At 41.3% G+C, this 24013-nt stretch carries 32 protein-coding genes and 1 pseudogene; 8 read left to right on the forward strand and 25 right to left on the reverse strand.

The annotated features are described in order from the left end of the window. Positions 1-243: 243 nt before the first annotated feature. The 3 genes from ACFIL2_RS08715 to ACFIL2_RS08725 form a co-directional block, all read right to left on the reverse strand. Positions 244-432, reverse strand: a complete 189-nt coding sequence (locus tag ACFIL2_RS08715) for a hypothetical protein (protein ID WP_375633339.1) — start codon at positions 430-432, stop codon at positions 244-246. 2 nt (positions 433-434) lie between these two features. Further along, complete coding sequence (locus ACFIL2_RS08720; protein WP_375634523.1) at positions 435-824, reverse strand: hypothetical protein; 390 nt, start codon at positions 822-824, stop codon at positions 435-437. A 312-nt stretch (positions 825-1136) separates the two neighbouring features. Beyond that, positions 1137-1454, reverse strand: a complete 318-nt coding sequence (locus tag ACFIL2_RS08725; protein WP_273790852.1) for an XRE family transcriptional regulator — start codon at positions 1452-1454, stop codon at positions 1137-1139. Between the two features lie 415 nt (positions 1455-1869). Here ACFIL2_RS08725 and ACFIL2_RS08730 point away from each other — a divergent pair, with 415 nt between their 5' ends. After that, the gene (locus ACFIL2_RS08730; protein ID WP_375680318.1) at positions 1870-2940 is read left to right on the forward strand and encodes a DUF1376 domain-containing protein; all 1071 of its coding nucleotides are present in this window, start codon (positions 1870-1872) and stop codon (positions 2938-2940) included. A 166-nt stretch (positions 2941-3106) separates the two neighbouring features. Here the strand turns inward: ACFIL2_RS08730 and ACFIL2_RS08735 are convergent, their stop codons facing one another. Next, on the reverse strand, positions 3107-3340 hold the full coding sequence (locus ACFIL2_RS08735) for a hypothetical protein (RefSeq protein ID WP_375680319.1): 234 nt from the start codon (positions 3338-3340) through the stop codon (positions 3107-3109). Positions 3341-3489: 149 nt separating this feature from the next. Between ACFIL2_RS08735 and ACFIL2_RS08740 the strand changes: the two are divergent. Continuing rightward, positions 3490-6180 (forward strand): annotated as a pseudogene (locus ACFIL2_RS08740) (toprim domain-containing protein); the annotation flags it as partial. Here the strand turns inward: ACFIL2_RS08740 and ACFIL2_RS08745 are convergent. The 6 genes from ACFIL2_RS08745 to ACFIL2_RS08770 all read right to left on the reverse strand — a co-directional run bounded on the left by ACFIL2_RS08745 (position 6174) and on the right by ACFIL2_RS08770 (position 9411). Continuing rightward, positions 6174-6734, reverse strand: coding sequence for a hypothetical protein (locus ACFIL2_RS08745; RefSeq protein WP_375679246.1), 561 nt, complete (start codon positions 6732-6734; stop codon positions 6174-6176). The pseudogene ACFIL2_RS08740 and the gene ACFIL2_RS08745 overlap by 7 nt on opposite strands. 59 nt (positions 6735-6793) lie before the next feature. Next, the gene (locus ACFIL2_RS08750) at positions 6794-7477 is read right to left on the reverse strand and encodes a hypothetical protein (RefSeq protein WP_375680321.1); all 684 of its coding nucleotides are present in this window, start codon (positions 7475-7477) and stop codon (positions 6794-6796) included. Between the two features lie 90 nt (positions 7478-7567). Further along, on the reverse strand, positions 7568-7753 hold the full coding sequence (locus tag ACFIL2_RS08755; RefSeq protein ID WP_375680322.1) for a hypothetical protein: 186 nt from the start codon (positions 7751-7753) through the stop codon (positions 7568-7570). A gap of 58 nt (positions 7754-7811) precedes the next feature. Continuing rightward, the gene (locus ACFIL2_RS08760; RefSeq protein WP_375680323.1) at positions 7812-8135 is read right to left on the reverse strand and encodes a hypothetical protein; all 324 of its coding nucleotides are present in this window, start codon (positions 8133-8135) and stop codon (positions 7812-7814) included. Between the two features lie 24 nt (positions 8136-8159). Further along, on the reverse strand, positions 8160-8783 hold the full coding sequence (locus tag ACFIL2_RS08765; protein ID WP_375680324.1) for a hypothetical protein: 624 nt from the start codon (positions 8781-8783) through the stop codon (positions 8160-8162). 58 nt (positions 8784-8841) lie between these two features. Then, positions 8842-9411 carry a hypothetical protein gene (locus ACFIL2_RS08770; RefSeq protein ID WP_375680325.1) on the reverse strand — a complete coding sequence of 190 codons (570 nt, stop codon included), beginning with the start codon at positions 9409-9411 and terminating at the stop codon, positions 8842-8844. An 86-nt stretch (positions 9412-9497) separates the two neighbouring features. Between ACFIL2_RS08770 and ACFIL2_RS08775 the strand changes: the two genes are divergently transcribed. Next, positions 9498-10067, forward strand: a complete 570-nt coding sequence (locus ACFIL2_RS08775) for a hypothetical protein (RefSeq protein WP_375679254.1) — start codon at positions 9498-9500, stop codon at positions 10065-10067. A gap of 565 nt (positions 10068-10632) precedes the next feature. After that, positions 10633-11013: a hypothetical protein gene (locus tag ACFIL2_RS08780; protein WP_375640075.1), complete on the forward strand. Its 381-nt coding sequence runs from the start codon at positions 10633-10635 to the stop codon at positions 11011-11013. A 1112-nt stretch (positions 11014-12125) separates the two neighbouring features. Here ACFIL2_RS08780 and ACFIL2_RS08785 read toward each other — a convergent pair. The 3 genes from ACFIL2_RS08785 to ACFIL2_RS08795 all read right to left on the reverse strand — a co-directional run bounded on the left by ACFIL2_RS08785 (position 12126) and on the right by ACFIL2_RS08795 (position 12813). After that, positions 12126-12266 (reverse strand): hypothetical protein, encoded by a 141-nt coding sequence (locus ACFIL2_RS08785; RefSeq protein ID WP_375679255.1) that lies wholly within the window; start codon positions 12264-12266, stop codon positions 12126-12128. Between the two features lie 84 nt (positions 12267-12350). Then, positions 12351-12626 (reverse strand): hypothetical protein, encoded by a 276-nt coding sequence (locus ACFIL2_RS08790; RefSeq protein ID WP_375681728.1) that lies wholly within the window; start codon positions 12624-12626, stop codon positions 12351-12353. Further along, entirely contained in the window at positions 12613-12813 is a 201-nt protein-coding gene (locus ACFIL2_RS08795) for a hypothetical protein (RefSeq protein WP_375680326.1), read from the reverse strand. Before ACFIL2_RS08795 ends, ACFIL2_RS08790 begins: the two co-directional genes overlap by 14 nt. Before the next feature lie 332 nt (positions 12814-13145). Here ACFIL2_RS08795 and ACFIL2_RS08800 point away from each other — a divergent pair, with 332 nt between their 5' ends. Next, positions 13146-13469 (forward strand): hypothetical protein, encoded by a 324-nt coding sequence (locus tag ACFIL2_RS08800; protein WP_375613621.1) that lies wholly within the window; start codon positions 13146-13148, stop codon positions 13467-13469. Positions 13470-14378: 909 nt separating this feature from the next. On the opposite strand, the gene ACFIL2_RS08805 is transcribed toward ACFIL2_RS08800, so the two are convergent. The 7 genes from ACFIL2_RS08805 to ACFIL2_RS08835 form a co-directional block, all read right to left on the reverse strand. Continuing rightward, positions 14379-15539: a DUF6990 domain-containing protein gene (locus ACFIL2_RS08805; protein ID WP_375680327.1), complete on the reverse strand. Its 1161-nt coding sequence runs from the start codon at positions 15537-15539 to the stop codon at positions 14379-14381. A 10-nt stretch (positions 15540-15549) separates the two neighbouring features. Then, complete coding sequence (locus ACFIL2_RS08810; RefSeq protein WP_375680328.1) at positions 15550-15927, reverse strand: hypothetical protein; 378 nt, start codon at positions 15925-15927, stop codon at positions 15550-15552. 356 nt (positions 15928-16283) lie between these two features. Further along, complete coding sequence (locus ACFIL2_RS08815; RefSeq protein ID WP_375680329.1) at positions 16284-16490, reverse strand: hypothetical protein; 207 nt, start codon at positions 16488-16490, stop codon at positions 16284-16286. Continuing rightward, positions 16444-16602 carry a hypothetical protein gene (locus tag ACFIL2_RS08820; RefSeq protein ID WP_375680330.1) on the reverse strand — a complete coding sequence of 53 codons (159 nt, stop codon included), beginning with the start codon at positions 16600-16602 and terminating at the stop codon, positions 16444-16446. Before ACFIL2_RS08820 ends, ACFIL2_RS08815 begins: the two co-directional genes overlap by 47 nt. A 24-nt stretch (positions 16603-16626) precedes the next feature. Beyond that, positions 16627-17034: a hypothetical protein gene (locus ACFIL2_RS08825; RefSeq protein ID WP_375680331.1), complete on the reverse strand. Its 408-nt coding sequence runs from the start codon at positions 17032-17034 to the stop codon at positions 16627-16629. Positions 17035-17459: 425 nt separating this feature from the next. After that, positions 17460-18017 carry a hypothetical protein gene (locus ACFIL2_RS08830; protein WP_375680332.1) on the reverse strand — a complete coding sequence of 186 codons (558 nt, stop codon included), beginning with the start codon at positions 18015-18017 and terminating at the stop codon, positions 17460-17462. A 350-nt stretch (positions 18018-18367) separates the two neighbouring features. Next, on the reverse strand, positions 18368-18517 hold the full coding sequence (locus tag ACFIL2_RS08835) for a hypothetical protein (protein ID WP_375680333.1): 150 nt from the start codon (positions 18515-18517) through the stop codon (positions 18368-18370). A gap of 479 nt (positions 18518-18996) precedes the next feature. On the opposite strand from ACFIL2_RS08835, the gene ACFIL2_RS08840 reads away from it, so the two are divergent. The 3 genes from ACFIL2_RS08840 to ACFIL2_RS08850 all read left to right on the forward strand — a co-directional run bounded on the left by ACFIL2_RS08840 (position 18997) and on the right by ACFIL2_RS08850 (position 20502). Then, the gene (locus tag ACFIL2_RS08840; RefSeq protein WP_375680334.1) at positions 18997-19560 is read left to right on the forward strand and encodes an NADPH-dependent FMN reductase; all 564 of its coding nucleotides are present in this window, start codon (positions 18997-18999) and stop codon (positions 19558-19560) included. 18 nt (positions 19561-19578) lie between these two features. Continuing rightward, complete coding sequence (locus ACFIL2_RS08845; protein ID WP_375680335.1) at positions 19579-20085, forward strand: short-chain dehydrogenase; 507 nt, start codon at positions 19579-19581, stop codon at positions 20083-20085. 108 nt (positions 20086-20193) lie between these two features. Beyond that, positions 20194-20502 carry a hypothetical protein gene (locus tag ACFIL2_RS08850; protein ID WP_375680336.1) on the forward strand — a complete coding sequence of 103 codons (309 nt, stop codon included), beginning with the start codon at positions 20194-20196 and terminating at the stop codon, positions 20500-20502. Between the two features lie 78 nt (positions 20503-20580). Here the strand turns inward: ACFIL2_RS08850 and ACFIL2_RS08855 are convergent, their stop codons facing one another. The 5 genes from ACFIL2_RS08855 to ACFIL2_RS08875 all read right to left on the reverse strand — a co-directional run bounded on the left by ACFIL2_RS08855 (position 20581) and on the right by ACFIL2_RS08875 (position 23927). Further along, positions 20581-20757, reverse strand: a complete 177-nt coding sequence (locus ACFIL2_RS08855) for a hypothetical protein (protein ID WP_273790878.1) — start codon at positions 20755-20757, stop codon at positions 20581-20583. A gap of 597 nt (positions 20758-21354) precedes the next feature. Then, positions 21355-21717: a hypothetical protein gene (locus tag ACFIL2_RS08860; RefSeq protein WP_375640308.1), complete on the reverse strand. Its 363-nt coding sequence runs from the start codon at positions 21715-21717 to the stop codon at positions 21355-21357. A gap of 88 nt (positions 21718-21805) precedes the next feature. Further along, positions 21806-22942, reverse strand: coding sequence for a DUF6990 domain-containing protein (locus tag ACFIL2_RS08865; protein ID WP_375640401.1), 1137 nt, complete (start codon positions 22940-22942; stop codon positions 21806-21808). Positions 22943-22970: 28 nt separating this feature from the next. Further along, entirely contained in the window at positions 22971-23336 is a 366-nt protein-coding gene (locus ACFIL2_RS08870) for a hypothetical protein (protein WP_375680337.1), read from the reverse strand. Positions 23337-23564: 228 nt separating this feature from the next. Then, positions 23565-23927: a hypothetical protein gene (locus ACFIL2_RS08875; RefSeq protein WP_375680338.1), complete on the reverse strand. Its 363-nt coding sequence runs from the start codon at positions 23925-23927 to the stop codon at positions 23565-23567. Positions 23928-24013: the final 86 nt, after the last annotated feature.

The raw sequence follows: 24013 nt of genomic DNA on the forward strand, positions 1-24013 counted from the left end.
GCCTTATCCCCCTAATGAACCAGCCGGCAACTTCCCCCACACAAGCGCCCACAATTCCTCATATATAGGCTCTTTTCTTCATACCCCCCCTTTCCATATCGGCTAAGAAAATCCCCGCGCAAAGCTCTCCCCCCAAAGCGGCTCCCCTAAGCTTCCCTCCAAGAACGAAAGCATAACGTGCACCATTGTCACCGCAATGAAAAAGCACTTTGGCCCATCATTGCGGCTTCTTTTTCAACCCTGCTACTGCACGACGGAAAAATCATGGCGGCAATATTCTTCCTCCAATTTTTTTGCCATAGACTGAGCCACCTCTTGCGATATAAAAAGTATAGCGTTGTGTTTTTGTGGTTCGAGTCTGATTAAATTTCGCACATTTCCAGCATAATAAAGCGGAATCCCTTGATACGAAGTCTTGAGATAACTTGGCATGTTTACCACCAATAATCTGTCAAGACATCACATGGGCGTAAACGATGCTGTTTTTCATAAGAGCCATAGAGATTATCTTCATAATCGCAAGCCGCTCTTTCATTCAAACAAGCATGATAAGCTTCACTATTCAAAATGAAGGGCTGCAATTGTGTATTTTCTTCATTCATTTCATGATTTTCGACATAAAAATCAGCGATTTGTTCCGTAATATCTTCAGCATGAGAAGTTGTCAGATCGAGTCGTAAAACTCTATAAACAGTTTCACATTCTTCAATCAGTTCGAGCACTTCTTCGATTTCGTCGATTGGTCCTTCATAAGTACAAGGATTTTCCTCTTCGCATAAAACGACAATGATTTCATCCTCTTTAACGAATGAAATATTTTTCATGATTTCCCCCTTTAGATAGTTGATAAAGCATAGCCTTGTCTTGACAAGACTAAATATAGCGTTAGTCTTATATCCTCTATAGGAGAGATGTCAACCATTTTATCCTTCATAAAAGATATATTTTAAATATCTACGGGGTTCAAATGACATATGTAAAGAAAAATCTATTATTCTTTGTTCCTCTCATGCCCCTTTGTTGTTCTCTATTTGTTCTTACAAAATTGCAATTATAAACACACAGGAGAGATAAAATGAGTGACATAATATTAATAAAACACTGGAGTCGCCTTGATTCAAAAGCACAGAAGGAAGTTATTTTGAAGCTTCGTCAATTGGTCGCCGCAAAAGAGTCAAAATCGCCTGTCTCTCTTGCGGAGAGAGTTTCGAAATAAGCTCTATAAATTCTTTATCTTCAGGGCTAGCCCCTTTCCCGTAAAGAATATAATTCATACTGATATTAATTTCGTGACAAATTCGCGAGAGAGATTCGATTGTTGGTTCTTTTCCTTCAGAAAGAATAGAATGAAGGTACCCCGCGCCTTTACCGGCAGCGAGGGAGATAGATCTTTTTGACCGCCCACTTTTTTCCAAAGCGATTCTTAATCTTTGACGCCAACCATCGATATTCATAATTTCACCATATAGCGCGTCTTTTTAAAAAAACACGTCCTTTTTATAAAACGGGCTTGCAATATCCTCTAAAAAGGATAAAATTAAGGAAACAAATTTTACTTTTTAGGGGGAATTTTTTTTATTTTTAGATCATAAAAACACTTTAACCACCCTACCGGATATAAAAGACCACCTCCAAAGCTTCTGCCCAAAAGCAAGTACGTTGAGAATGTGTGGTATTCTTTATTCTTTCCATCACCGCAATCTTAAATCGTAAGTTTGCATGCGCTTCAAGCACAGCCAATCATTTATAAGCATCGTAAAGAAGCCTCTAGTCATCATCGAACAGAGCCAAAAGCAACACAAGTTAAATCCTTATTTGAGCTTTTATCATCAATAAAAATGTATAAAAAAGAAGAAAGTAGATTGCAGTATGAAACACGCTAATCAACAAGAAACTCCTCATTATGAATCGTCTAGGCTTCCATATGTTTGTTGGTATCAAAATGACTTTCTAGGAGGTGTACGTGGGATGCGCGCACACGAAATTGGAATCTATACGATTCTTCTCAATGAAATGTATGCCCGTGGCCGACCTTTAGAAATATCGAAAGAACGTTTAGCGCGTCTTTGTGGTTGTGACAAGCGAACTTTTGTTAATGTTTTAGAGATGCTCATCCAAGAGGGTAAGATTTTAAATTTAGCCAATGGATTATGGAACAAGCGTTGCGAAAATGTTTTTCAAGAGCGTGAAAAATTGCTTGAACAAAAATCCTTTGCGGGTCGTTCTTCGGCAAAAAAACGCAAGAAAATCAATGCAGAGATGCAACAACTGCTTAACGAAAGTACAAAAGATGCTGCACAAAACTCAAAAGCTCAAAAGGCAGAAGAAAAGGAAACACCTTACGGTGTTTTAGAAAAGAAAATTTTGTTTGATGAGACAGAACCTTGTTTTTCCTGCGAAGAGAGTTTTGAACAAAGCGATCACCCATCACCCTTATCGGCTCTTGATTCACCTCTCCCTTCTCCTCCACAAGAAGAAACGGAGCAAAAAAACGCCTCCTCTTTAAATGCTCCCCAAGCCGAGTTCACTCCCGCCCCTATCGCGCAAATTGTCACGGGGGAAAAAACAAAATCTGCCACCACTCTTCCCCCCAGCAATCTTCCTGCCTCCGTCCCTCCTTCTTCCAACAAAAAAACCACAACCTCAGTTGCCAAAGGGCATCGTCTTCCTGAGCATTGGCAAGCAGACATCAAGGCGGCAGTTTCAGAAGGCTTGAGTGAGAGCCAAGCCCATTGGCAAGAAAAGAAGTTTCGCGACTATTGGCAAGCCAAGGGCGGCAAAGAAGCACTCAAAGTAGACTGGCAAGCCACATGGCGCAACTGGTTTCGCCGTGAGATCGAACGGCAAGAACAGCAAAAACAGGGAGGCTCCTCATCTTTTACCTCTGAGAACAACGACACGCTTTACCGCAGTTTGATCAACTATAGCGACAATTTTTGACATCACACAAACAACGTATTTTTCAAGCACGCGTGGGAATAAAAATGTTTCAAAACCACAACAGCATCGGACAAAATAACACAGAACAAAACAAAGGGCGGCAAAACAACAATGAAATAAGCTCTTCACACAGCAAAACGAGACAACATCGACCATTTTGCTCTCATCACAAAAGCATTTTCCCCACGCAAGGACCCCCACAGGCACCCCCCAATACACACCCCAACAGGACTCCAGCATGCACCACCCCCTCACAGGCATATCCACCCCACCCTTCTTGCACCCCCTTCCTCTTTTCCACCTTCCTCCTTTTCCCAAGGCGCCACTTCCCATGCTCTTGGCAAACAGACATCAACAGAGCCATTTCAGAAGGTTTGAGTGAGAGCAAGCCCTTTAGCAAGAAAAGAGCGGCAAAGAAGCTCTCAAAGTAGACTGGCAAGCCCCATAGCACTACGGGACTTTACGATCAGATCAAACGGTGAGAACAGCAAAAACAGAATCCTCACCTCCCACATCTTGAGAAAAACGACAATAATATCACGAATGACCATGAGCACAATTTTTGAAATCAAACAAAAACTTATCTCACAAGCAGATAGAATAGCAGAAATGCTTCTTCCCCAAGGGCACAAACGAGGCAACAATTGGATTGTAGGCAACACACGTGGTGAAGCTGGTCAAAGTTTATCGATTTGCTTAAGTGGTAGTAAAGCAGGACTTTGGTATGATTTTGCAGAAGGCACTGGAGGAGATCTTTTAGACCTTTGGTGTGAAGTCAAAGGCATTAGCCTTTCTCAAGCCTTAGAAGAAGCACGCGCGACTCTCAATCTGACACGCCCCAAACCCTTTATGGCGCCCCATCGTTCCTATCGCCGTCCACCGATTCCTACAGGGCAGAGCCCGCAGAATCTTGTAAAAAACTATCTCCATGAAGAACGCCGCATTCCTCTAGAGATTATAAAGCGTTACCGCATAGGAGAAAATGGCGAAAAAATCATTTTCCCCTTTTATAAACCCGACGGCACCCTTGCTTTAGTCAAAGAACGGCTTGCGCAAACGGGAGCAAAAACAAAACCAACAGCCTCCCAATGTGAACCGATTTTATTTGGTTGGCAAGCCCTTTACCCCACAAACCACGCCTCCACGCACACATCCCAGCAGGCATCCCAACACACCACCTCAACCAACCCCACCTCCACACAGGCATCCCAAAACACCCCCTCAACCAACCCCGCCTCCACACAGGCATCCCCGCACACATCCCAACAGGTAACCCAACACGCACCTCAGCAAGTATTCCAACACACACCCCAGCAGGCACCCTCAACCAACCCCGCCTCTACACAGACATCCCAAAACACCACCTCAACCAACCACCCCTCCACGCACACCCCCCAGCAAGCACCCTCAACCAACCTCACCTCTACACAGGCATCCCAAAACATCGCCACAACCAACCTCACCTCCACACAGGCATCCCAAAACACCCCCTCAACCAACCCCGCCTCTACACAGGCATCCCAAAACACCCCCTCAACCAACCCCGCCTCTACACAGGCATCCCAAAACATCGCCACAACCAACCCCGCCTCTACACAGGTATCCCAAAACACCCCCTCAACCAACCTCACCTCCACACAGGCATCCCAAAACACCCCCTCAACCAACCCCGCCTCTACACAGGCATCCCAAAACATCGCCACAACCAACCCCGCCTCTACACAGGTATCCCAAAACACCCCCTCAACCAACCTCACCTCCACACAGGCATCCCAAAACACCCCCTCAACCAACCCCGCCTCTACACAGGCATCCCAAAACATCGCCACAACCAACCCCGCCTCTACACAGGTATCCCAAAACACCCCCTCAACCAACCTCACCTCCACACAGGCATCCCAAAACACCCCCTCAACCAACCCCGCCTCTACACAGGTATCCCAAAACACCCCCTCAACCAACCACCCCTCCACACACACACACCAACAGGCACCCACACACACACACCAACAGGCGCCATTTCCCATTCTTTCTTCAACAAACCGTACCATTGTTATCACTGAAGGAGAAATTGATGCACTTTCCTTAGCCGCCTATGGATATCCGGCGGTCTCTGTTCCCTTTGGAGGAGGCAGTGGAGGCAAACACAACTGGATTGAAAATGAATTTGATCATTTAGAATCTTTTGAAACGATTTTTTTAGCCACCGATATGGACAAGCCCGGAGAAGAAGCAGCCCGTGAGATTGCCAGCAGGCTTGGACGCCACCGTTGCTACCGTGTCCGTTTACCCCTTAAAGATGCCAATGACTGTTTAACCGCAGGGATCGATAAAGCCACCATAAAAGCCGCCTTTTCCTCAGCACAAAGCTTTGCCCCAGAAGGTTTACGGCGCGCCTCAGACTATAAAGATCAAGTGATTGGGCTTTTTTGGCCAGAGCCTGAAAAACATCTTGGTTATACGGTTCCCTATCCTAAACTGAAGGACAAATTGCATTTCCGCCCAGCAGAATTAACGCTCTGGAGTGGTGCGAGTGGTGCAGGTAAAAGCCAATTATTATCAGACTGTATTCCCCATTGGATTGCACAAAAGAGTCGCCTTTGCTTAGCGTCTCTAGAAATGAAAGGAGAACAATCACTTCGCCGTTTAACCAAACAAACGGGCGGCTTAGAACAGCCTACAAAAGAGACAATTGAACGGATTCTTCATTTTTTAGACGAAGGGCTTATTCTTTATGAGCATGTTGGCAAATCAAGCGTTGACACCTTGCTTGATGTCTTTGACTATTGTCGTGCACGCTATGGCTGCGATCAATTTATCATCGACAGTCTCATGCGGCTTGGCATTGCCTCTGATGATTATGCAAGACAAGAACAAGCCGTTTATAAAATGGTTGATTGGGCTGTTTTAAACAGTGTACATATTCACCTTGTCGCCCATGCCCGCAAAGGCGGTCTGGATAAAGATATCCCCAGCACAGAAGACATTAAAGGCGCCTCAGAAATTGGTGCTAATGCCTTTAACATTATCACCATTTGGCGCAATCGACCGTTAGAAGACAAAATCTTTGCCGCTTCTCTCGCACAAGAAAAAGCAGATTTAGCAAAACGCCCTGGCGTCATTATGAATATTGCCAAACAACGTTCTGGTGATTTTGAAGGCAAAATAGGGCTTTGGTTTGATCCCCAAACCTACCGCTATCGCTGTTCTTTTGAACAATCATTCCCTCGACGTTATCTGTAATACCCCATAAACCCCACTCTCTTTAAAAACGCCTCCGCCTTCAAACGCGCACGCCTTGCTCCGACAGAAACAACAGGAAGGATCAATCCACAAATGATGAAAAACACCCAATCCTTCGCAAACCAAAGCCTGCTCAACCCTAGATTCTCTGCTCCCAAACGCAAACAAAAAAAGAACGCTCCAACAACGGCGCAAAACACCACCCCCTTCAATAACCACAAACAACGCGTCACCACCCCATCTCGCCGCCCCCTCATATGCAAAATTAAGAACCACTCCAACAGTGCAGCAAACACGATCCCCATCAAGGACAGGAGTCCCCATGGTATGTCCATACTCTCCATCCCCCAAAGAGCTAAAAAAAGAACGACTCCTAAAATGCAATAAAACAGCACTTCCTTCAAAAAGAGGGAAACACCAAAAATACAATAAAACGCCGCCCGCCACCACGGAATATCGAAGCGCTTGGAAACTTTATAAGTACCAATAACGACAACAATAAAAAGGTAGGAAAACACCAATAACAGCAAAAAAAACAAATCGTTCGACATCACATACCCCTCACAGCAAGCCCATTAAAGATCACACCCATAAGACAAAAAAACACCCCCTACTTTAAGAACCAAGCCCATAGAACACGCGCACGCCTTACACCCTGATAAATCAAAGGAAAAAGAAATCCAACAATAAAGGAAAACATCCCATCATTCGAGAACCAAAGCCAGCTCAACCCTAGATTCTCTGCTCCCAGACGGGTAAAAAAAAGGATTAGTGCCAAAATGCAGCAAAACAGCACAAAATTCAAAGCACGCAACAACCTCTGTAACACCGTATCACCTTGCTCGCGTATAAAGAACCCCAAGAGCACTTTCAACAATACAGTCAAGAGCAATCCCTTTAAGAATACCGCCCTTATGCTATCCATATCCCTGACGCCCACAGCAGCAAACCACAGGATAAAGCCCATCATGCAACAAAACATGACCGCCTTCAAGAACACTTGCCAAGCAACAGGCATACTCTTGACATCCAGATGCACCAAACCAAGAACAGTTGCAAAAATGCAAGAAAACACCGCCCCCTTCAAGAGCAGCTCCCCGTCAACAGCGCGCCTGCCCACGCCCATATAAATAAAACCAAGGTAGGTGGCAAGGGCGCCATAAAGCACCACCCATCTCCAAAACATCCACCCTGTAACAGAGCGACGCTTTGCTCCCTTATAAATAAAAATCAAGGCTAGAGCAAAAAAGCAGAAAAACCAAGGCAACAGCCAAAACATCACATCGTTCGACATCAAATACCCCTCACAGAAAGAACATCAAAGATCACGCCCATAGGAAAGAGAAATGCTCATTCTTTTTAAGCCCCCCAACAGTACACGCACTCACCTTATACCTTCATAAGCAAAAAAAGGAACAAGTCCAATAGTGCCCAGAAACACCCCATTGTTCAAGAACCAATGCGTGCTCCAGCCCATATGCTTTACTCCCACATGTGCCAATCCAACAACAGCTCCAACAACGCCACCAAACGCCAGCCCCTTCAAAAACATGTCCCGCGCAACCACCATACGCCCCGCTCCTTTATTAAGTAAAAATCAGAGACCATGCCAAAAATGCAGCAAAAGATCAATCCTTTTCAAAGAATGAAAGCCTAAACCCAAGACGCTTTGCCCCTAGACAAATAAGCCCAAGGACAAGACCAAAGACAATGCCAAAAAGAATGTAAAAAACCCACTTGTTTGAAAACCACACCTGAGCCAAACCAAAATGCTCAGCTTTCGCATAAACAAACTTAGAGGTCACGCCAACAAAGAATGCAAGCACCCCACCCTTAAAAAAGTCCTTCCTTGTAAACCCGAAAAACCTTATTCCCACATAAATAGAAACAAAGGCGAGAGCCAAAGGGCAGAAAAACCACAACCACTGCCAAAACATCACATCGTTCGACATCAAATACCCCTCTCAGAAAGAACATCAAAGATCACGCCCGTGGAGAAGAGAAATGCTCATTCTTTTTAAGCCCCCCAACAGTACACGCATACACCGTATCCCCTCCAGAGCAAAAAAAGGAACAAGTCCAATAGTGCCCGTAAACACCCCATTGTTAAAGATCACAAACCAGCGAACCCCCATATGCTTGGCTCCGTTATACGCCAATCCAACAACAGCTCCAACAACGCAGCAAAACACCAGAAACCTCAAAAAAGACACCCCACGCGATATCCCCTTACCCCGCATCCTCATAAGCAAAACCAAGGACAGGTCCAGCAATGCAACAAACACCGCTCCTATCACTAAAAATTCCCACGATATATTAAAACGCTTCACTCCCTTATAAGCAAAGCCAAGAACCACTACAGCAATGGCGCAAAACACCACAGCCTTGAAAAACACGCCCCACGATACAGTCCTACTGTTTGCTCCCACCAAAATAAAACAAAAGGTCGCTCCAGCAATGCAAGAAATCTCCACCCCCTGCCAAAACACCTCCCACGCCATAACCGGTCGCCCCGCATCCTCATAAGCAAAACCAAGGACCAAGCCAATAACGCAGAAAAACGCCAGCCCCTTCAAAAACATGTCCCGCGCAACCACCATACGCCCCGCTCCTTTATTAAGTAAAAATCAGAGACCATGCCAAAAATGCAGCAAAAGATCAATCCTTTTCAAAGAATGAAAGCCTAAACCCCAAACGCCTTGCCCCACGATAAATAAGACCAAGGACAAGACCAAAGACAACGCCAAAAAGAATGTTAAACACCCACCTGTTTGAGAACCACACCCAAGTCAAACCAAAGTGCTCAGCTTGCTTATAAATAAAATCAATGACAGCAGCCAAAATGAAGCTCAACAACACCATCTTGAGGAACAAACCCTTCGTTACACCACGCCGCTGCATTACTTCATAACCCAACATAAGGAAAATACCGGGAATGCCATAAAACGCCACAGCCCGTAAAAATACGCCCCACGTCATCCCCAACGCCTTCATTTCCACATAAACAGCCACAGAGACATAGGCCACAATACAGCTAAACACCAATCCCTTCAGAGACAAAAGCCCGCGCAACATCATGCCACTCCCCATCAAGCCATTCAAGGAAAATCCACCATGCGACAAAACACCCCTCTTTTTAAGAGCCAAATCCATGGGGCTCCCACACACAAGCGCAACAGTCCAAGTCACCCCCAAGAGCGCATACCCAAACGGCACACTCCAACACATGTCTTCCTCTCATCCCCCTCTTTTGCCTAGAGCAAGCAACATTTTTTAAAAACGAGAAGCAAAATTAAAATTTTTAAGGAGATGCTATGACCCATAAGCAGAAAAAAAATACGCAAACCTGCCCGCTTGATCATCAAAATCAAGGAAAGCACGTTGGTCATTTAAAGACGCAAGAAATCCCTGTTGAAACAAGTAATCCTTATTTTAAACCCAATCATCGAGAAAGTTCCAGCAATCCGCGCACCATCAATGCCATTGCCAATGCACAAAGCCATCCCATTGCCCTTTTATATGCGAAAGGACATCTCAGCAAAGCCCAATATAAAGCAGCAGAACGTTTTTATTTTTACTGGCGTCAAAGCCAAGCCGATCTCCACATGAGCCTTGACTACACCCGTGAAAAGGTTTCCTGTAGCCAAGGGTACACACACCCTATTGAACGTCAAATAGAAGCCTCCAATCATTTAAGAACCATCAAAGTTCAACTGGGTATTCTTGGCTATTCACTGCTTGAACGCGTTATCGGCTATGGACAAGCGATAAAAGAATTAAGTTCTTCAAAACGCAAACAAAACTCTCTTGCCGATCATTTACGAGATTGTTTAGACTTGCTCGCATTTCATTGGGGATATGCAAACCATAAACATTTTGAATAATCCCCCTCCTCGCCATTTTAAGCGGCCTCCCATGTTGCCCCCGCCCCCTCTAAAGCCCTTCCCACACACACGGGCTCAAGCATTGAGCAGCTCTCGCCCCCATTTCCATTACCTTGCCCCCCACCCAAAAGGACAATACTTCACCCCCCACACACATACTTAAGATACACCCTACACTCTTAAAAACAAAAAGCCTTCCCCCATATCAATCCTATAATCATGGGGGCTCTTAATTCGTTTTTGATTGAAGAATATTCTCAAGATGCTTGCATGCATCATAATATTTTTTAAATATAGCTTAATTAATATCGAGTCTTAAAACAAATATTCAATTGAAAAAAGTATTATGTTTTAATGCAAAATGACAAAATTTTTTGTAAAAAGTATTTTTTATATTGCTATTTTTTCAATTCTCTGCTAACTATAATGTGGTAGGTTCTTTAAGTATGATTTTTTTGTATTTAGTACGGCCTTTTAAATTTATTCTTTTTTGACACGTCCTGCGAGTCAATGTTAAAATTCTCCTACTTTTTGGTCCTCTGATTGCGACGGAGGACTTTTTTTTATGACTGTACTTTTTTATAACTGTATTGTCTTCAATCACTTCCTTATGAGCTTTGTGATATTCCTCCATAAGGTCTACCCGCAAAATAGATCATTCTTTTGTCAAATTGACTTACGTTCCATTCTCAAAGAACAAAGATTCTTAACTCAATCTGATTTACAAACAGCTTGGATACACTTCCCTCTTGGTTTTCCATTCCCTCTTGGCTTCCATTCAGGATTTTCCGCTAAACTCAAGGCGCAACAGAAGCTTGCTCTGTCTCAAAAATTCACCACGCCCTTAAAAAAACACTTAAAACATATCCAAGGAAGCTTGCTTCATATCACCAAACCTCACATGACAGTGTTTTACGGCATAACAGTTTACGGCATAACAGAATGACTTAACTATTGGATAACTTTCTTTATCGCCCCCCCAACAGGTTGATGTATCACGACAACATATTGATTTATAATCATCATATCCCGTTATCCATATAAAATTAAGAGACGCTGATATCATAGGGATTCTCTCATTTTAAATTTATTTCATGTTGCATCAATCAACACCTTGTCTTTTCCACATTACAAACATGAGAGACATATGAAATAACGCACTTCAAAGATTTCAAAGATAAAGAATCAAAATGCCTCTTATGAACACGCTCAAGAGCCAAAGGCTGTCATCATATGAGGCGCGAATAGTATGATAATGTGCTGGCTTTTCCTTATGAGAATTTAAAGAAAGGCTTATCCACTTCACAAGAGATTTCTCCATTATCAGATTTACCAATATCCCCAATCACCAATATAATTGTGATGATAAGATAACATAATGTTTTTAAACAAGTAGGTAAGTGTGCAACACAAATATATTCCATTTAGAACATTCTGTTTTATGTGAGTCGCGTAAACTCCCATTAAAAACAAAATCCCTATGAGAAAAAATCTAAAGCGTGAAGATAAAAACATGAGACAAGTGTGATTCCATTCAGATATTGCTCTTTAACCGTCAAACCGAATAAAAATAGATCCGGAAAATATGTTAATCTTCCTACCTTAAGAGATAAACTAAGAATATAGACAACATCTCTCCTAACATTCCCCTTTTTCTAGCATCGCTTAAGAAGCAAAAGTTATACAACTTATTTTGTCATATTATAAAGCACTGTTTTTTAAGGCGGTATTGAAGCAGTTAAAACAATTGAAGTGTTTAGCCAACGCCATCGCCATTAGCAAAGCTAAAAAAACAAACTGTTGAAAAGCCGTGCATATCTTGTGTAAACACAAAAAAAACAAGAAAAAGGCACAAAAATATCTCAATTTTTATAAAAATAATCAGCGTCTTTTACGATTGTATTGACGAACAACCCTTATCACATAATCATCTTAAATATTGAGAATAAAGAATGAATAGCCCTCGCAAATACAGCAACCTATCAATATAAAATATAAAAACAAATCTTTTGGTTATCTCTGTTTCTTATGGAATATGCCTTTCCCTATGGATGCACTTCAGCCTCCAAAGAGTGCATTCAATCCATGGAAAGGATGCACTCCGCGCCTTAAAAAGAGTGCATCCTTCCCCTCAACGGATACCGCCGAACCCTCATAAGGCAGTATCCAATCTATAAGAGGATGCACTCTAGCCTTCAAAAGAGTGCATCCTTCCCCTCAACGGATACCGCCAAACCCTCAAATAAAGCAGTATCCAATCCATAAGAGGATGCACCCTAGCCCTCAAAAGAGTGCATCCTTCCCCTCAACGGAAACTGCCAAACCCTCATAAGGCAGTATCCAATCCATAAGAGGATGCACTCTAGCCCTCAAAAAGAGTGCATCCTTCCCCTCAACGGAAACTGCCAAACCCTCATAAGGCAGTATCCAATCCATAAGAGGATGCACTCTAGCCCTCAAAAAGAGTGCATCCTTCCCCTCAACGGAAACTGCCAAACCCTCAATAAGGCAGTATCCAATCCATAAGAGGATGCACTCCGCGCCTTCAAAAGAGTGCATCCTTCCCCTCAACGGAAACTGCCAAACCCTCATAAGGCAGTATCCAATCTATAAGAGGATGCACTCCGCGCCTTAAAAAGAGTGCATCCTTCCCCTCAACGGAAACTGCCGAACCCTCAATAAAGGCAGTATCCAATCCATGGAAAAGATGCACTCCGCCTTCAAAAGAGTGAATCCTTCCCTTCAAGGGTTTTACTCAATTTTCATCGCATCTCATTTTTATGAACCCTCATTTTTATGAATCCTTGGTCAAAGGCACAAAAAGAAATTTTCTAGCAACTATTGTATCACCCACCTTATGGGATTCCACTTACCTACAGAGCTTTCAAACTTTTTTACGCCTTCATAAAATCGAATCTGAAAGAATTCATTAAGGCAATTAAGAGTAAATTTTGTCAAAATATAGACAAAGTTTATTCTTTTTTGTGATTGTTGTATTTTTACTATAGTTATTTAAATCGAATTTATATATGATACGTATCGATATTTATTTATCGAAATAAATATAGGAGAAAAACTATGAATATCAGATATTTTTTCATAGCTGGGGCTATTACAAGTGGTTTAGCTCTCGCGATTCAAAAATCTGATCGTATAGTCAATAAACAACCCTCTCCTATTGTTGCTCCTTATACTATTGAGAAAACAAATTTACAGTTTGTTAAACAAGTAAGGGACACATCGGATACATTGAATATACTGAGAGTCAGTAATAGAAGCGCATCAGAACAAGCATCAATCAACGATATATACGATAAAGCAGAAAATTTATTGAATGCAATAGCTGGTTTTTTAGGATCACTTATTATATATTTCGTACAACTTGTTGCTACTAGAATATAAGATACAAAAAGTTCTTAAAGTAAGGTTATATACATTTTGTATATATTGTAAAATTTAAATAAAAAGGCCCTTTATAAAATGGGGCCTTTTTTAGTTTAATTTTTCCTTTGTTTTAGTTTAGTTTTTATTGTGTTTTTATTTTTATTGGCCAAATATCATCGCCTTCAAAAATGCCATTTTTACTTGTCTTACATCTCAAATGACAAAGGCTCTAACTCCCTAGCTTCGCTCCCATAGCGCTTTCGTTAATAAGGGTCCGCAATCTTCTTGTTCTTCCCAAAAATTCTTCTGTTTTCAAGAAAATGACCAAGCATCTCCTCTGTCATCGGATTGGCTTACAGATCTCCATGAAGCAGACTGAAAAACACAAAAACACCATAACTTTTTATATCAATATCACCATACTGAAACACTGTTGAAGCTTAACAAGCGCTGCTTCATTGGCAAGGACTTCTTAAAAAGACAAAAAATACCTCAAAGGCAAAAGAGCTTAACACTGCTCAAAAATGCCATTTTTTGCCTTCCTCTCACCTCAAATGACAAAGGCTCTACCCCCTAGCTTCCCTCCCATAGCACTTTAGTCAATAGAGCTTCCCCATAGCGCTTTAGTCAATGGAGCTTCCCCTCATACCGCTTAAATAAGGCGCTTGAATAAGCAATGATTTATGAGCATTTTCTAACAAAACAACAGAACAGTCTTAAAGAAGAGAGTAGAATTTATAATTGATTTTTCTCCCCTATTCTTGAGGATCAAGCCATTTCCAGTCTATTTTTTAAAATCTTGGCTATTATTCTTGATTTTTTGAGCCCTTTATTTGGCTCTGGTAAGAAAGATGTGAAAGCGTCTCAATCATGGCGCTTTCACATCTTTTAAATAAGAGTGCTTTCCTTCAACAGGAAAGTACAACACTAATCAATTTTTATATCCATAAATGCAGGTTCACCATCTTTAATATAAGTAATATCAGGAGCATGTTTTACCCCCTCTGCTTCAAACACGAATTGTTCATCACTCACATCAAATCCTTGTTCCCTTAATTCTTGTTTTTTCTCCTCGACTAATTTTTTATGCAAAGCGCGTTTTTGATTACACGTATTAGGGGATCTCACTCTGAAAAGCTGATAGTCCATGGCTATGGACCACTTCTCAGCAACCCGTTCCAGTAGATCGTAACTGAACTTTCCTTCCCTTTTCACTTCTTGAGCAATCACCATCGCGCGTTCCAAATGGACTTTTTCAATGGTTTCATCAAAGCCAAGCTTCTCCCCTGCCGTAAAACTTTCGTCATAAGAAGCTAAAGTCTCAACATCGCCCAGCAAGGCAAGAGCAGCAAGATGCAGCAAAGCATAAGGTGCGAACTCTACGTCTCCATCCGTTGCCCATGATAAAGAATCTTTTTCCCAAGGGGGAATACCATATTGAGAGCGAAACATTTCATGCAAAGAATCATCTTCCATTGTCCATTTTAAAGTTTTATCGAGTGCTTTCTTTAAACGCTGGGCGCTCACTTTTTCTTCAAAAATTTCCAATCCATTGGGTACAAAATTCATAAATACCGTTGGCACAACCCCAGAATTATGAGGATTAATCGTCTGACAAGCCGCCGCAAAAATACCGCTCATAATTAAAAGTCCGCGATCAAAAGGCGAAAATTCTTCCACTCGTTTCTCGTTATAGAGAAACTGCACTTCACGATCTGGTAAAAAGAGGGTTGCCAAATAATCTCCCTTTCCCTCGATTTCCACCGACCATCCCAAGCTTTTTAAAAGCCCTGTTGCACTTTCTATCGTGAGAATTTCATCATCATCATAATCGGCAGAGAACTCTTTTTCCTTTAGTTGCAAACGCCTCTCCTGCACCACGGCTTCATCTTTCCAAAACTGCTGCGTTGCAAGATCATTTTCTTTAAGCACTCTTTCCAGCTCGCCTTTCACTTGGAAATTCATTTTCATCCGTTTAAAGACAGAGGTATAAAGAGCTAAAACAAGCATGATAATGATCATGCAAATAACAATCATCACCCAAAACAGGGGATCTAATAGAAATACGGCTATAGGATCACTGTTCATTTTTCCCCTCTCAGTCTTTACAAAGCCCGTGCGACAGAGAGCTTATGTGCTCTCCTACAGAGATTGCTTCTTCTAGTTTCTGAATATTTTTGTACAACTCACCCGTCACTTTGGTGCGAAGCCGTAACATAACCGGAATAAAAATAATGACACAGACCGTTATGGCGACCGTCGTTTTAAAGAGAACGGCATGCACAACATATTGCCACCCTGTCAGCTGCCAATTTAATACACCTGGTATTTCTAGAACCATTCTCCAGATGATAATGAGAACCGCAATAGCAAAGATAATTTTATAATCCTTTGCTGAGAGCAACACGTGCTGGAGCGAAAAAGAATGCGCTCCTTTATGCGTTTCTTGCTCTGATGCCCAATTTTGCTCCTTCATGTATTCCCCTCTCACTCTTTGAAAAGACCCCGTGTGACAGAGAGCTTATTTGCTATCACACAGAGATTGCCTCTTCTCGTTTCTGGATCTTTTTTTCCAATTTACGCATTATGATGATGCAAAACCCAAATACCACCGGAATAAAGAAAAGTACACAGGCCGTTATGGCTTACGTCATAATAATAAAAATTATAATATTCTTGCTACCTTGCCCCCCTCTTACCTTCCTCACATCTCAAATAGTGAAGATTTTCAAACCACACCAATCTATAAACAATAGTCACAATTCAGCTTTTTCTTTCTAAAAATTCTCCTATTTTCAAGAAAATGACCCTGCAACCCCACTTCAATAGGATTCATTTCAAAGCTTGAATGAACAAGGCTCCTAAAAATACGAAAACAACCCATATACCGCGTGCCCCTACAAGCAAAACCGTTCCTTCCTCACGTCTCAAACGATAAAGTAAGTCCCAAGCACTCACTCTAGGCTCTAAACCACACGGGCTCTTATTCCCTTTAATCAATACTAATCCATAATCGGCTTTTCTTCCACTCAATGCCATCCTCAACACCACCATTTAGAGCAATGTTTACGGACAACCCATAAAGAGCACCAAACCATCTCAGAGGCAAAATGGTATAGAGAGCAATCCCTATAAAGGTTGAATCTCTCATAATTTCTTCATTATTTTTCCCCTCTCATGACTTCTCAAACGCTATATCCTGTTCTTGCAAGACGTTTTTCAGTTCTTTTCTTAAACAGCAATACACTTTCACCTGCTTAAAGACACCATAATAAAGTTGTAAAATCCCCACGGGAATAGCAGCAAACCACAGTGTCACACACATAAGCACGAGAACAAATATCATGACAAGAATATCACCCCTTTTTTCTCTATCGCCTTTTTTATACCGATCCTTTTGATCGGTTATTTTACCCCGTTGCTGATCTATTTCTTTCAATTTCCGAATATTTTTTACCAACAAACGCCACAATATGATGCAGAGTATCAACATAACTGGGAACAAGACCCAAACACACACTGTAATAACTTGCCAAAACGCACACAGAGAGAGAAAAAGAGGTGTATCCTGCCACCCTGTCAAGTTCTCTTGGCTACCCAAGGATGGAAGGAAAAAAATCCTGTTGCACAACTCAATAATGAGTGAGAGGAAATAAATGACAACATGCTCTTGCACAGAAAAATACTCTTTCCCAAAAAAAGAGCACAGTCCATTACAAAATGCTGAATTTTTCCCCTTCATTGCTCTTCCTTTTTTTTATGAAAAATGCATTTCTTTATCTCATGCCCGCTCTTTTAAGAACCACGAAAAGTACAATGCATCGCGCTTCCCTTATTTTCAACAAACAGCCCTGATTTTCTAAAAGCGTGGTTGCTCTTCCAAATGATTAAGAACATCTTCCTCATTACAAACGAAAATAGGCTAACCTCTTTGCCTGTTGATTTTCCAACCATCCCCTCTTCATGTGTCACGAGCTTCCAAATATTACCTCTTATCCCTCACGATAGCTACACAAGCGCCTTGTCACTCTCTTTTCTTATGCGTTTTAATACCCGTTTCACTCTACAATACGTTCTCACGCGCTTGAAAACAAAATAATAAAATTCTAAAATGAGCATGACAACACCCGCAGGAAAAAAGACGTTTAGCAGAAATATCAACCAAAAGTATACGATAAAAAAACTGCTTATTCTTTCTCTATTGTTTTTTACTGGATTATTTTGTTGATCGGTTGTGTGCCCCCGTTGCTGGATAGCCTCTTCTAACTGCTGAATCTTTTTTTTCAACAAATACGTTAAGATGAGATAAAGCACCAATAAAATAGGCATCAAGGCAACAACACACACCATGATGACTTCACGCAGCACAAAAAACGCCAAAAGAGTGCTATCCTGTGATACACTCAACGGCCACTTGGATTCTAATGGGATCAAAAGAGCTTTATAACCTATCCCAATAAGGATAGAAATAAGACAAATAATCATATGATCTTTATAAGAACAAAATGATTTTCCAAAAACAAGAGAGCACCGTTTGTTATAAAATGTGGAATTTTCCCCCTTCATTTGCTCTTCCTTTTTATGCAACTGTTTGTCCCTAACTTTTATAAGGACACGCATAATCTCTCAAGCACAATTGCATCCATTGTCGTCAAACAGAATACCCCAGAGAACACTCGTATTGCATATTTATGTTGCCAATAGTTTTGCCAATTCACGTGCTTGTTTAAAAAAACATCTCTCAACACTTGTAAACCAACACGCATCACCCCCATTTCATGAACAGCCCTCATGAAGGGATAACAATAGCGCCCTCATGAATATATCCCCCTTACTATAAAATCTATCACCACCATTATTTCAATAAAAAGTGTAATCCGGCGCCATGGCTCCCCCTGCTTGCCTCTACGATAGCCTTACCCTCCCCTTGCGACAAGCCATACTCGTTCCTCAACACGGACAACCCCCATTAAGCCTAAGGCTCCTACAACAAACCCACCCCTGCCCCAAAAACAGGCATATCTAGCTTCTACGATAGTCTTTATCCCTTGAAAAGACAGAAGCATTTTTATTCTTTTCTCAATTGTTTTCCGCCCACTTAAGACATAAAAAAAGGAACTTCCATTGATTTGCAAATGATCGCGCAATAAGAACATTTGAAATGAGAAAATCTTACAACTTTCTTATTTCAATTAAAAAGGCTCAATGATCATTATAAATCAAAATATGACGATACATTCCATTTTTCATTAGAGTTCTTGCAAACCAATAGCTTAGAATATATTCATAAAAGCGCTTCTGAAACAGTGAAACAGAAGCTACTTTTGAGATCAAGCGTTTTAATATTAATGAAAGCACTAACATTCTCTTCAAGTTTGAAGTGTTGTTTTGTCAACAATCTTGTTAGCATGGATTGATTCTATAACTATGCGGTATCATCACAACTGCTCTTTATGGACAGCATAATGGTACGCGCCATTTTACTCACAATTCTTTATAAGCCTTGCGTTATAGGCTTGTGGGGAAAAGATAAAGGAGAATCCTGTTGAATATAGCAATTATTTTGGGGTCTGTGCGTCAACCTTCCTTAACAAGAACTTTAGCCAATTATTTAGCCGATTGCCTCATAAAGCGGGATGCATCACTTCAGTGGGTTGATTTGCGTGAACAGCCCTTGCCGATGACAGATCCAGATTATCATCAGCAGGTTGAGGCTAATCCAAGTGCTGCGGTTCGTAAGTTTGTAAAAACCATTGCAGCGGCTGATGGCGTTATTCTAGCAAGCCCCGTTTATCAAGGGTCTTATTCAGGTGTTTTAAAAAATGCTCTTGATAATTTGGGCTATAATGCCTTTTTAAATAAACCTGTTGGGCTTATCTCTCATGGAAGTACCACTAAAAAATGCGCACAACCGTGTGAGCATTTATTGCCGGTAGTGCGCACACTTTATGGTTATGCACTCCAATGTCAAATCGCCTCTTCCACCGAAGATTTTTCCTCAGATGATGAAGGTCGTACTTGGAAAGTTATAAGTGAAGAGATACAAACCCGTTGTGAAAGGCTTGCTGATGAAATGTGCTTATTTTTAAAGCAAAGAGGTGAGATTTAAAGCAAAGAGGGAGGGATCATGAAAAAAAAGGATGCGCACTATCGTTATTTAGTGGTAGGGGGCACAGGGATGCTTGCCCCTTTGTATCAATCACTAGAGCCGCAAGAAGTGATTATTGCTGCACGCTTTCTTTCCCATAAAGTCCAGCTTGAGGCATTGCAAAAACAGCATATGTGTGTGCCATTGGATTATGATTGTGCAGCATCAAAGGCACAATTTTTAGAAGCTGTGAAGCAATGGCATGATCTAAAATATTGCATATTATGGATTCATTCACCTGCCCATGCATTTTCTTGCGCATTAATTGAGCAGTTAGCTCTTTTGCCTAAACCACCATGTATTCTTCATATTCTTGGTTCCAACACGCATGATCATTTGATCCTCGAGTGCGCGCGCAAAAACAAGGTTGATTTTATCCCCATTCAATTAGGACAAAAAACAACCCCCAAAGGTTCACGATGGCTGACCCATCAGGAGATAAGCCAACAGGTACTGGATGCCATAAAAAACCATATGAATAAATAAAACTTATGATCAATACCTCTTGCCATGCAAAGAAGCCGAGCCCCCTCAATCTCTATCCATACCCGAACATCCTCTTGAATAGCCCATACTCTCTACATCATAAGCTTTGTGAACGAACAGTTCCCCTCCTTTACGCCTCTAAACAGCATCCTTATATCAACAGCTTCAGAACCAAACGTTTTTTCCTCCTCACACGGGCTTATCCCCTCCCCACAACCATCACAGCCCTTAAGCAACCACACACACCATTTTACAGTTTCACGTTTTTACGATTTTGCAAATTCACAGAAAACAAGCAAACTGCCGATCAACAGCCCCATTAAAGCCTATACAAGCCTATCACCAGCCTATTACAAACCTACCATCAGCCTATTCATTGCCATCAGCCTTTTTCCCCCAGAGATCAGCGTAAAATGAGAAAAACAATCGATGCCCTGCTCCCAAGTCATGAAGCAATGGCATGATCTAAAACTTATGCCCCCCATGACACGAGCACTACATGCGCTTTTTCAGCGCTGCGTTTAATTGTTTGGTAACCTTGTAATACGAGATCAAACGCTTGATAAAAGAAATATACAGTGCCACAATGGGTATTGTTAAGAAAAAATCAAAAACACCCCCCAGCAGAATAATCAAAATCACCGTCCAAGCTGCCGCCATTTCGTAATGCATTTTATCCCCTTCTCTTTATAAATTGATTGATTGGGTTGCTTCAGTCACTTCTTCCAACTGCTGAATCTTCTTTTTCAATCGATGGGTTAAAATTTCACGAAGGATCACAACAACAGGGATCGTTGCAAAAATACATACCGATAAAAAAACCAGAAAAGCAAGAGAATGGCAAAATATTCAAATCTGCTCTCATCTATCTCATCTATCCCTTTAAAGAAAATCACATAGACATAAGCTTTGAAAAATATAATGATGAAAGAGAGGCATGCGTGGAGGATATAATCTTTGCGTGAAAAAGCGAGCCATTTTTTTAACGAATAGAAACTTATCTGTGTTTCTAGTGCTAAGTTTTGCGGCACTCTCTCTTTTTCTTTTTCGCTTTTTTCAAAGAAACAAAAACGCTGTGGATGTTTTTTCATCAAACGTCTTTGTTTTTTCACTCTGTAATAGAGCCTCAAACGCTTGATTAAAGAATAATAAGGCGCCACAATAATCATATTCACAAAAATGGCAAAAACTGTAACTGCATTTAGAAGAAAATATCCAACCGGCAGAAACAAAATAAAAAACGCGATCTCACCCCTCATGCGTATAACCTCATTGATTAATCTCTTGCTGCTTTGTTTTTTCTTTTAGTTTTTTCAATCTGCGCTCTTTAAAACGATAAATCCCCCACAAAATAGGAAGGGGTGTGAGAAGACAAAACCATATCAACACTGGTAAGAGAAAAATAAGAGAACCAATTCCTTCCCATCTTGTCCATTGCAACGGCTGTACCAGAGATTTTGCACCCGCAGGAACTTCTAAAGCCATCATGATAAGGCATGTATAAAACATGATGAAAAAGCGGTGCCCTATTATTTTACACCGTCCCACCCCTTTACGCATTTCCACTGAAGACACTATAAATTTTCTAAATGAAAAGAAAGACACTTCAAATGTTGCTTTTTTCTCCTGCATTGTTCCCCTCTGCTTTTACGCTTCGCGCTTTTTACGCATTATTTTCAGGTTTAAGCTCTTTTTAATTTATCTAAACTCTTTATTTTTCTCAATAATTCTTTTCATCAATCCTAATTTCTACATCCATATATTCTAACTCCCCATCCTTTATGTAAAGAATATCGGGACGATAGTTTTTTCCATCAACCTCACAAATCGCGTCCTTTTCATAAACAAAATATCCCTGTTGCCTTAATTCTTGTCTTTTTTCCTCGATCAAATTTTCATAAGAATCTCTTCTTCTATTGCACAAATTGGGATCTGTAGCTCTAAAACATTCATAGCTTTCTACCTCCATGGAAAAATCCTTTGCCGCCTGTTGAAGCAAATCGTAACTGGGTTGCTTTGTCTTTTCTACCGCCTGAGCAATCACCATCGCGCGTTCCAGATGCTCTTCTTCGATGCTTGTTTCAAAGCCCAGCTTCTCACCTTCCATAAAGCTTTTGTGATAAGAGTGTAAAGTTTCAACATCGCCCATCAAAGCCAGAGCCGCAAGATAACGCAGGGAATAAGAAGCCAACCGAGGGACCACAGTTTTGTTTTCCCAAGGCAGGATTCTATATTGAGAGTGAAGCATCTTGCCAAGATCAACCTCAGTCATTGCCTTTTCTAAAGTTTTCTCGAGTGCACGACGTAAACATCCAACGCTTACCTTTTCTTCAAAAATTTCCACCCCCTTCACATCAAAACTCAATTCAAGAGCAATCAAGCCTCCAGAATTATAAGGGTCTATCGTTTGGCAAGCCGCCGCATGGATACCAGAAACCACCGCAATTGCACAATCAAATCGCGGATACCCCTTCTCAGCATTATAAAGAAACTGCACTTCACGATCTGGTAAATAATAGGTGGCCAAATGATCTCCTTTTCCTTCAATTTCCACCTTCCACCCCAAACTCTTTAAAAGCGCCGTTGCACTTTCCATCGTTAAGATTTCCTCATCAGAAAGAGAAAACTCTTTTTCCTCAGATAACGGCTTAATCATCGGCGTTGCTCCACTAGACGGCTCAAAAGCGACAGGTTGTTCAAGCACGCGGCTTAATTCTTTTGTCACTTGGCAATACAGTCTCACCCGCTTGAAAGTAGAGTAATACAATGCCCAAATAAACATCACGACCACGGCAGAAAGCAGCGTGAAAAGCGTCAAGCCCACACCCCACGAGAGTACAACAATAATATCCATCATTTTAATATCTATCATTTTCCCTGCCCCTTCATGCGCTGTTTTGTTGAGAAGCGGCTTTTCTCCGCTTCCAGATTGCTTGCTCCAACATATTGATCTTTTCTTTCAACAGAACCGTGAAAATGATACGAACCACAAAGGCAACAGGGATGAACAAAAAAATAAACCATGATATAAGCTCCATAATTAACGAGAGAGCTGCCACGACATCCCCTTCCCACTCCGCCAACTTCCACCCAAGCAACATGGGTACGAAGCGAAGAGCCGTTCTTAAAGCTGCCACAATGAAAGCAATACAAAAGATGACTTTATAATTTTTGCGTGTCAGAAACGCTTCTTCAAGCGCAAAAGACCGTGGTTCTTTATCCAATGGTGAATTTTTTCCATTGCCCCTCATTTTTTATCCCTCATTTGTTTCAATTTCTAAGTCATTTTCATGAACCGAAGCTTTCGTCCTCACAATGAATGAGGGTTCATCAATATCAAGCGTTTGTATCCCTCATCTTTTATAAAGACAATATCAGGGGTGCTTTTTTTTCATCACCTTCAAACATCGCACGAATAGAAACTCTCCTACAACACATAAGAATATATAAAAGACCAGTATTCATTTTCTGCCCTCCCTTCACGCGCTGTTTTGTTGAGAAGCGGTTTTCCTTCGCTGCCAGATTGCTTGCTCCAACTGCTCGATCTTTTTTTTCAACAAACGCGTAAAGATGATACGGACCACAAAGGCAACAGGAATGAGTACAAAAATTAAATCTAATATAGCCTGCACGATGCAAAAGAGAACTGTTATGACATCCCCTTCCCACCCCGCCAACTTCCACTCAAGCCACATTGGTATGAAGAGAGCCGTTCTTAAAGCTGCCACAATGAAAGCAATACAAAAGATGACTTTATAATTTTTGCTTGTCAAAAACGCTTCTTCCAGCGAAAAAGACCGTGGTTCTTCATCCAATGATGCATTTTTTCCATTGCCCCTCATTTTTTTATCCCTCATTTGTTTCAATTTCTAAGCCATTTTCATAAATTGAAGCTTTCGTCCTCACAATGAATGAGGGTTCAATCAAT

The organism is Bartonella sp. AP30XZML (assembly GCF_042195945.1).
Taxonomy (GTDB): Bacteria; Pseudomonadota; Alphaproteobacteria; order Rhizobiales; family Rhizobiaceae; genus Bartonella.

What these genes read in the sequence shown, in the direction of transcription:
- ACFIL2_RS08715 (WP_375633339.1), bottom strand. Translation starts at nt 432, where the DNA reads ATGCCAAGTTATCTCAAGACTTCGTATCAAGGGATTCCGCTTTATTAT.
- ACFIL2_RS08720 (WP_375634523.1), bottom strand. Translation starts at nt 824, where the DNA reads ATGAAAAATATTTCATTCGTTAAAGAGGATGAAATCATTGTCGTTTTA.
- ACFIL2_RS08725 (WP_273790852.1), bottom strand. Translation starts at nt 1,454, where the DNA reads ATGAATATCGATGGTTGGCGTCAAAGATTAAGAATCGCTTTGGAAAAA.
- ACFIL2_RS08730 (WP_375680318.1), top strand. Translation starts at nt 1,870, where the DNA reads ATGAAACACGCTAATCAACAAGAAACTCCTCATTATGAATCGTCTAGG.
- ACFIL2_RS08745 (WP_375679246.1), bottom strand. Translation starts at nt 6,734, where the DNA reads ATGTCGAACGATTTGTTTTTTTTGCTGTTATTGGTGTTTTCCTACCTT.
- ACFIL2_RS08750 (WP_375680321.1), bottom strand. Translation starts at nt 7,477, where the DNA reads ATGTCGAACGATGTGATGTTTTGGCTGTTGCCTTGGTTTTTCTGCTTT.
- ACFIL2_RS08755 (WP_375680322.1), bottom strand. Translation starts at nt 7,753, where the DNA reads ATGGTGGTTGCGCGGGACATGTTTTTGAAGGGGCTGGCGTTTGGTGGC.
- ACFIL2_RS08760 (WP_375680323.1), bottom strand. Translation starts at nt 8,135, where the DNA reads ATGTCGAACGATGTGATGTTTTGGCAGTGGTTGTGGTTTTTCTGCCCT.
- ACFIL2_RS08765 (WP_375680324.1), bottom strand. Translation starts at nt 8,783, where the DNA reads ATGGTGGTTGCGCGGGACATGTTTTTGAAGGGGCTGGCGTTTTTCTGC.
- ACFIL2_RS08770 (WP_375680325.1), bottom strand. Translation starts at nt 9,411, where the DNA reads ATGTGTTGGAGTGTGCCGTTTGGGTATGCGCTCTTGGGGGTGACTTGG.
- ACFIL2_RS08775 (WP_375679254.1), top strand. Translation starts at nt 9,498, where the DNA reads ATGACCCATAAGCAGAAAAAAAATACGCAAACCTGCCCGCTTGATCAT.
- ACFIL2_RS08780 (WP_375640075.1), top strand. Translation starts at nt 10,633, where the DNA reads ATGACTGTACTTTTTTATAACTGTATTGTCTTCAATCACTTCCTTATG.
- ACFIL2_RS08790 (WP_375681728.1), bottom strand. Translation starts at nt 12,626, where the DNA reads ATGCACTCTTTTGAAGGCGCGGAGTGCATCCTCTTATGGATTGGATAC.
- ACFIL2_RS08800 (WP_375613621.1), top strand. Translation starts at nt 13,146, where the DNA reads ATGAATATCAGATATTTTTTCATAGCTGGGGCTATTACAAGTGGTTTA.
- ACFIL2_RS08805 (WP_375680327.1), bottom strand. Translation starts at nt 15,539, where the DNA reads ATGAACAGTGATCCTATAGCCGTATTTCTATTAGATCCCCTGTTTTGG.
- ACFIL2_RS08810 (WP_375680328.1), bottom strand. Translation starts at nt 15,927, where the DNA reads ATGAAGGAGCAAAATTGGGCATCAGAGCAAGAAACGCATAAAGGAGCG.
- ACFIL2_RS08815 (WP_375680329.1), bottom strand. Translation starts at nt 16,490, where the DNA reads ATGGCATTGAGTGGAAGAAAAGCCGATTATGGATTAGTATTGATTAAA.
- ACFIL2_RS08820 (WP_375680330.1), bottom strand. Translation starts at nt 16,602, where the DNA reads ATGAGAGATTCAACCTTTATAGGGATTGCTCTCTATACCATTTTGCCT.
- ACFIL2_RS08830 (WP_375680332.1), bottom strand. Translation starts at nt 18,017, where the DNA reads ATGAAGGGGGAAAATTCCACATTTTATAACAAACGGTGCTCTCTTGTT.
- ACFIL2_RS08835 (WP_375680333.1), bottom strand. Translation starts at nt 18,517, where the DNA reads ATGCTTCTGTCTTTTCAAGGGATAAAGACTATCGTAGAAGCTAGATAT.
- ACFIL2_RS08845 (WP_375680335.1), top strand. Translation starts at nt 19,579, where the DNA reads ATGAAAAAAAAGGATGCGCACTATCGTTATTTAGTGGTAGGGGGCACA.
- ACFIL2_RS08855 (WP_273790878.1), bottom strand. Translation starts at nt 20,757, where the DNA reads ATGCATTACGAAATGGCGGCAGCTTGGACGGTGATTTTGATTATTCTG.
- ACFIL2_RS08860 (WP_375640308.1), bottom strand. Translation starts at nt 21,717, where the DNA reads ATGCAGGAGAAAAAAGCAACATTTGAAGTGTCTTTCTTTTCATTTAGA.
- ACFIL2_RS08865 (WP_375640401.1), bottom strand. Translation starts at nt 22,942, where the DNA reads ATGATGGATATTATTGTTGTACTCTCGTGGGGTGTGGGCTTGACGCTT.
- ACFIL2_RS08870 (WP_375680337.1), bottom strand. Translation starts at nt 23,336, where the DNA reads ATGAGGGGCAATGGAAAAAATTCACCATTGGATAAAGAACCACGGTCT.
- ACFIL2_RS08875 (WP_375680338.1), bottom strand. Translation starts at nt 23,927, where the DNA reads ATGAGGGGCAATGGAAAAAATGCATCATTGGATGAAGAACCACGGTCT.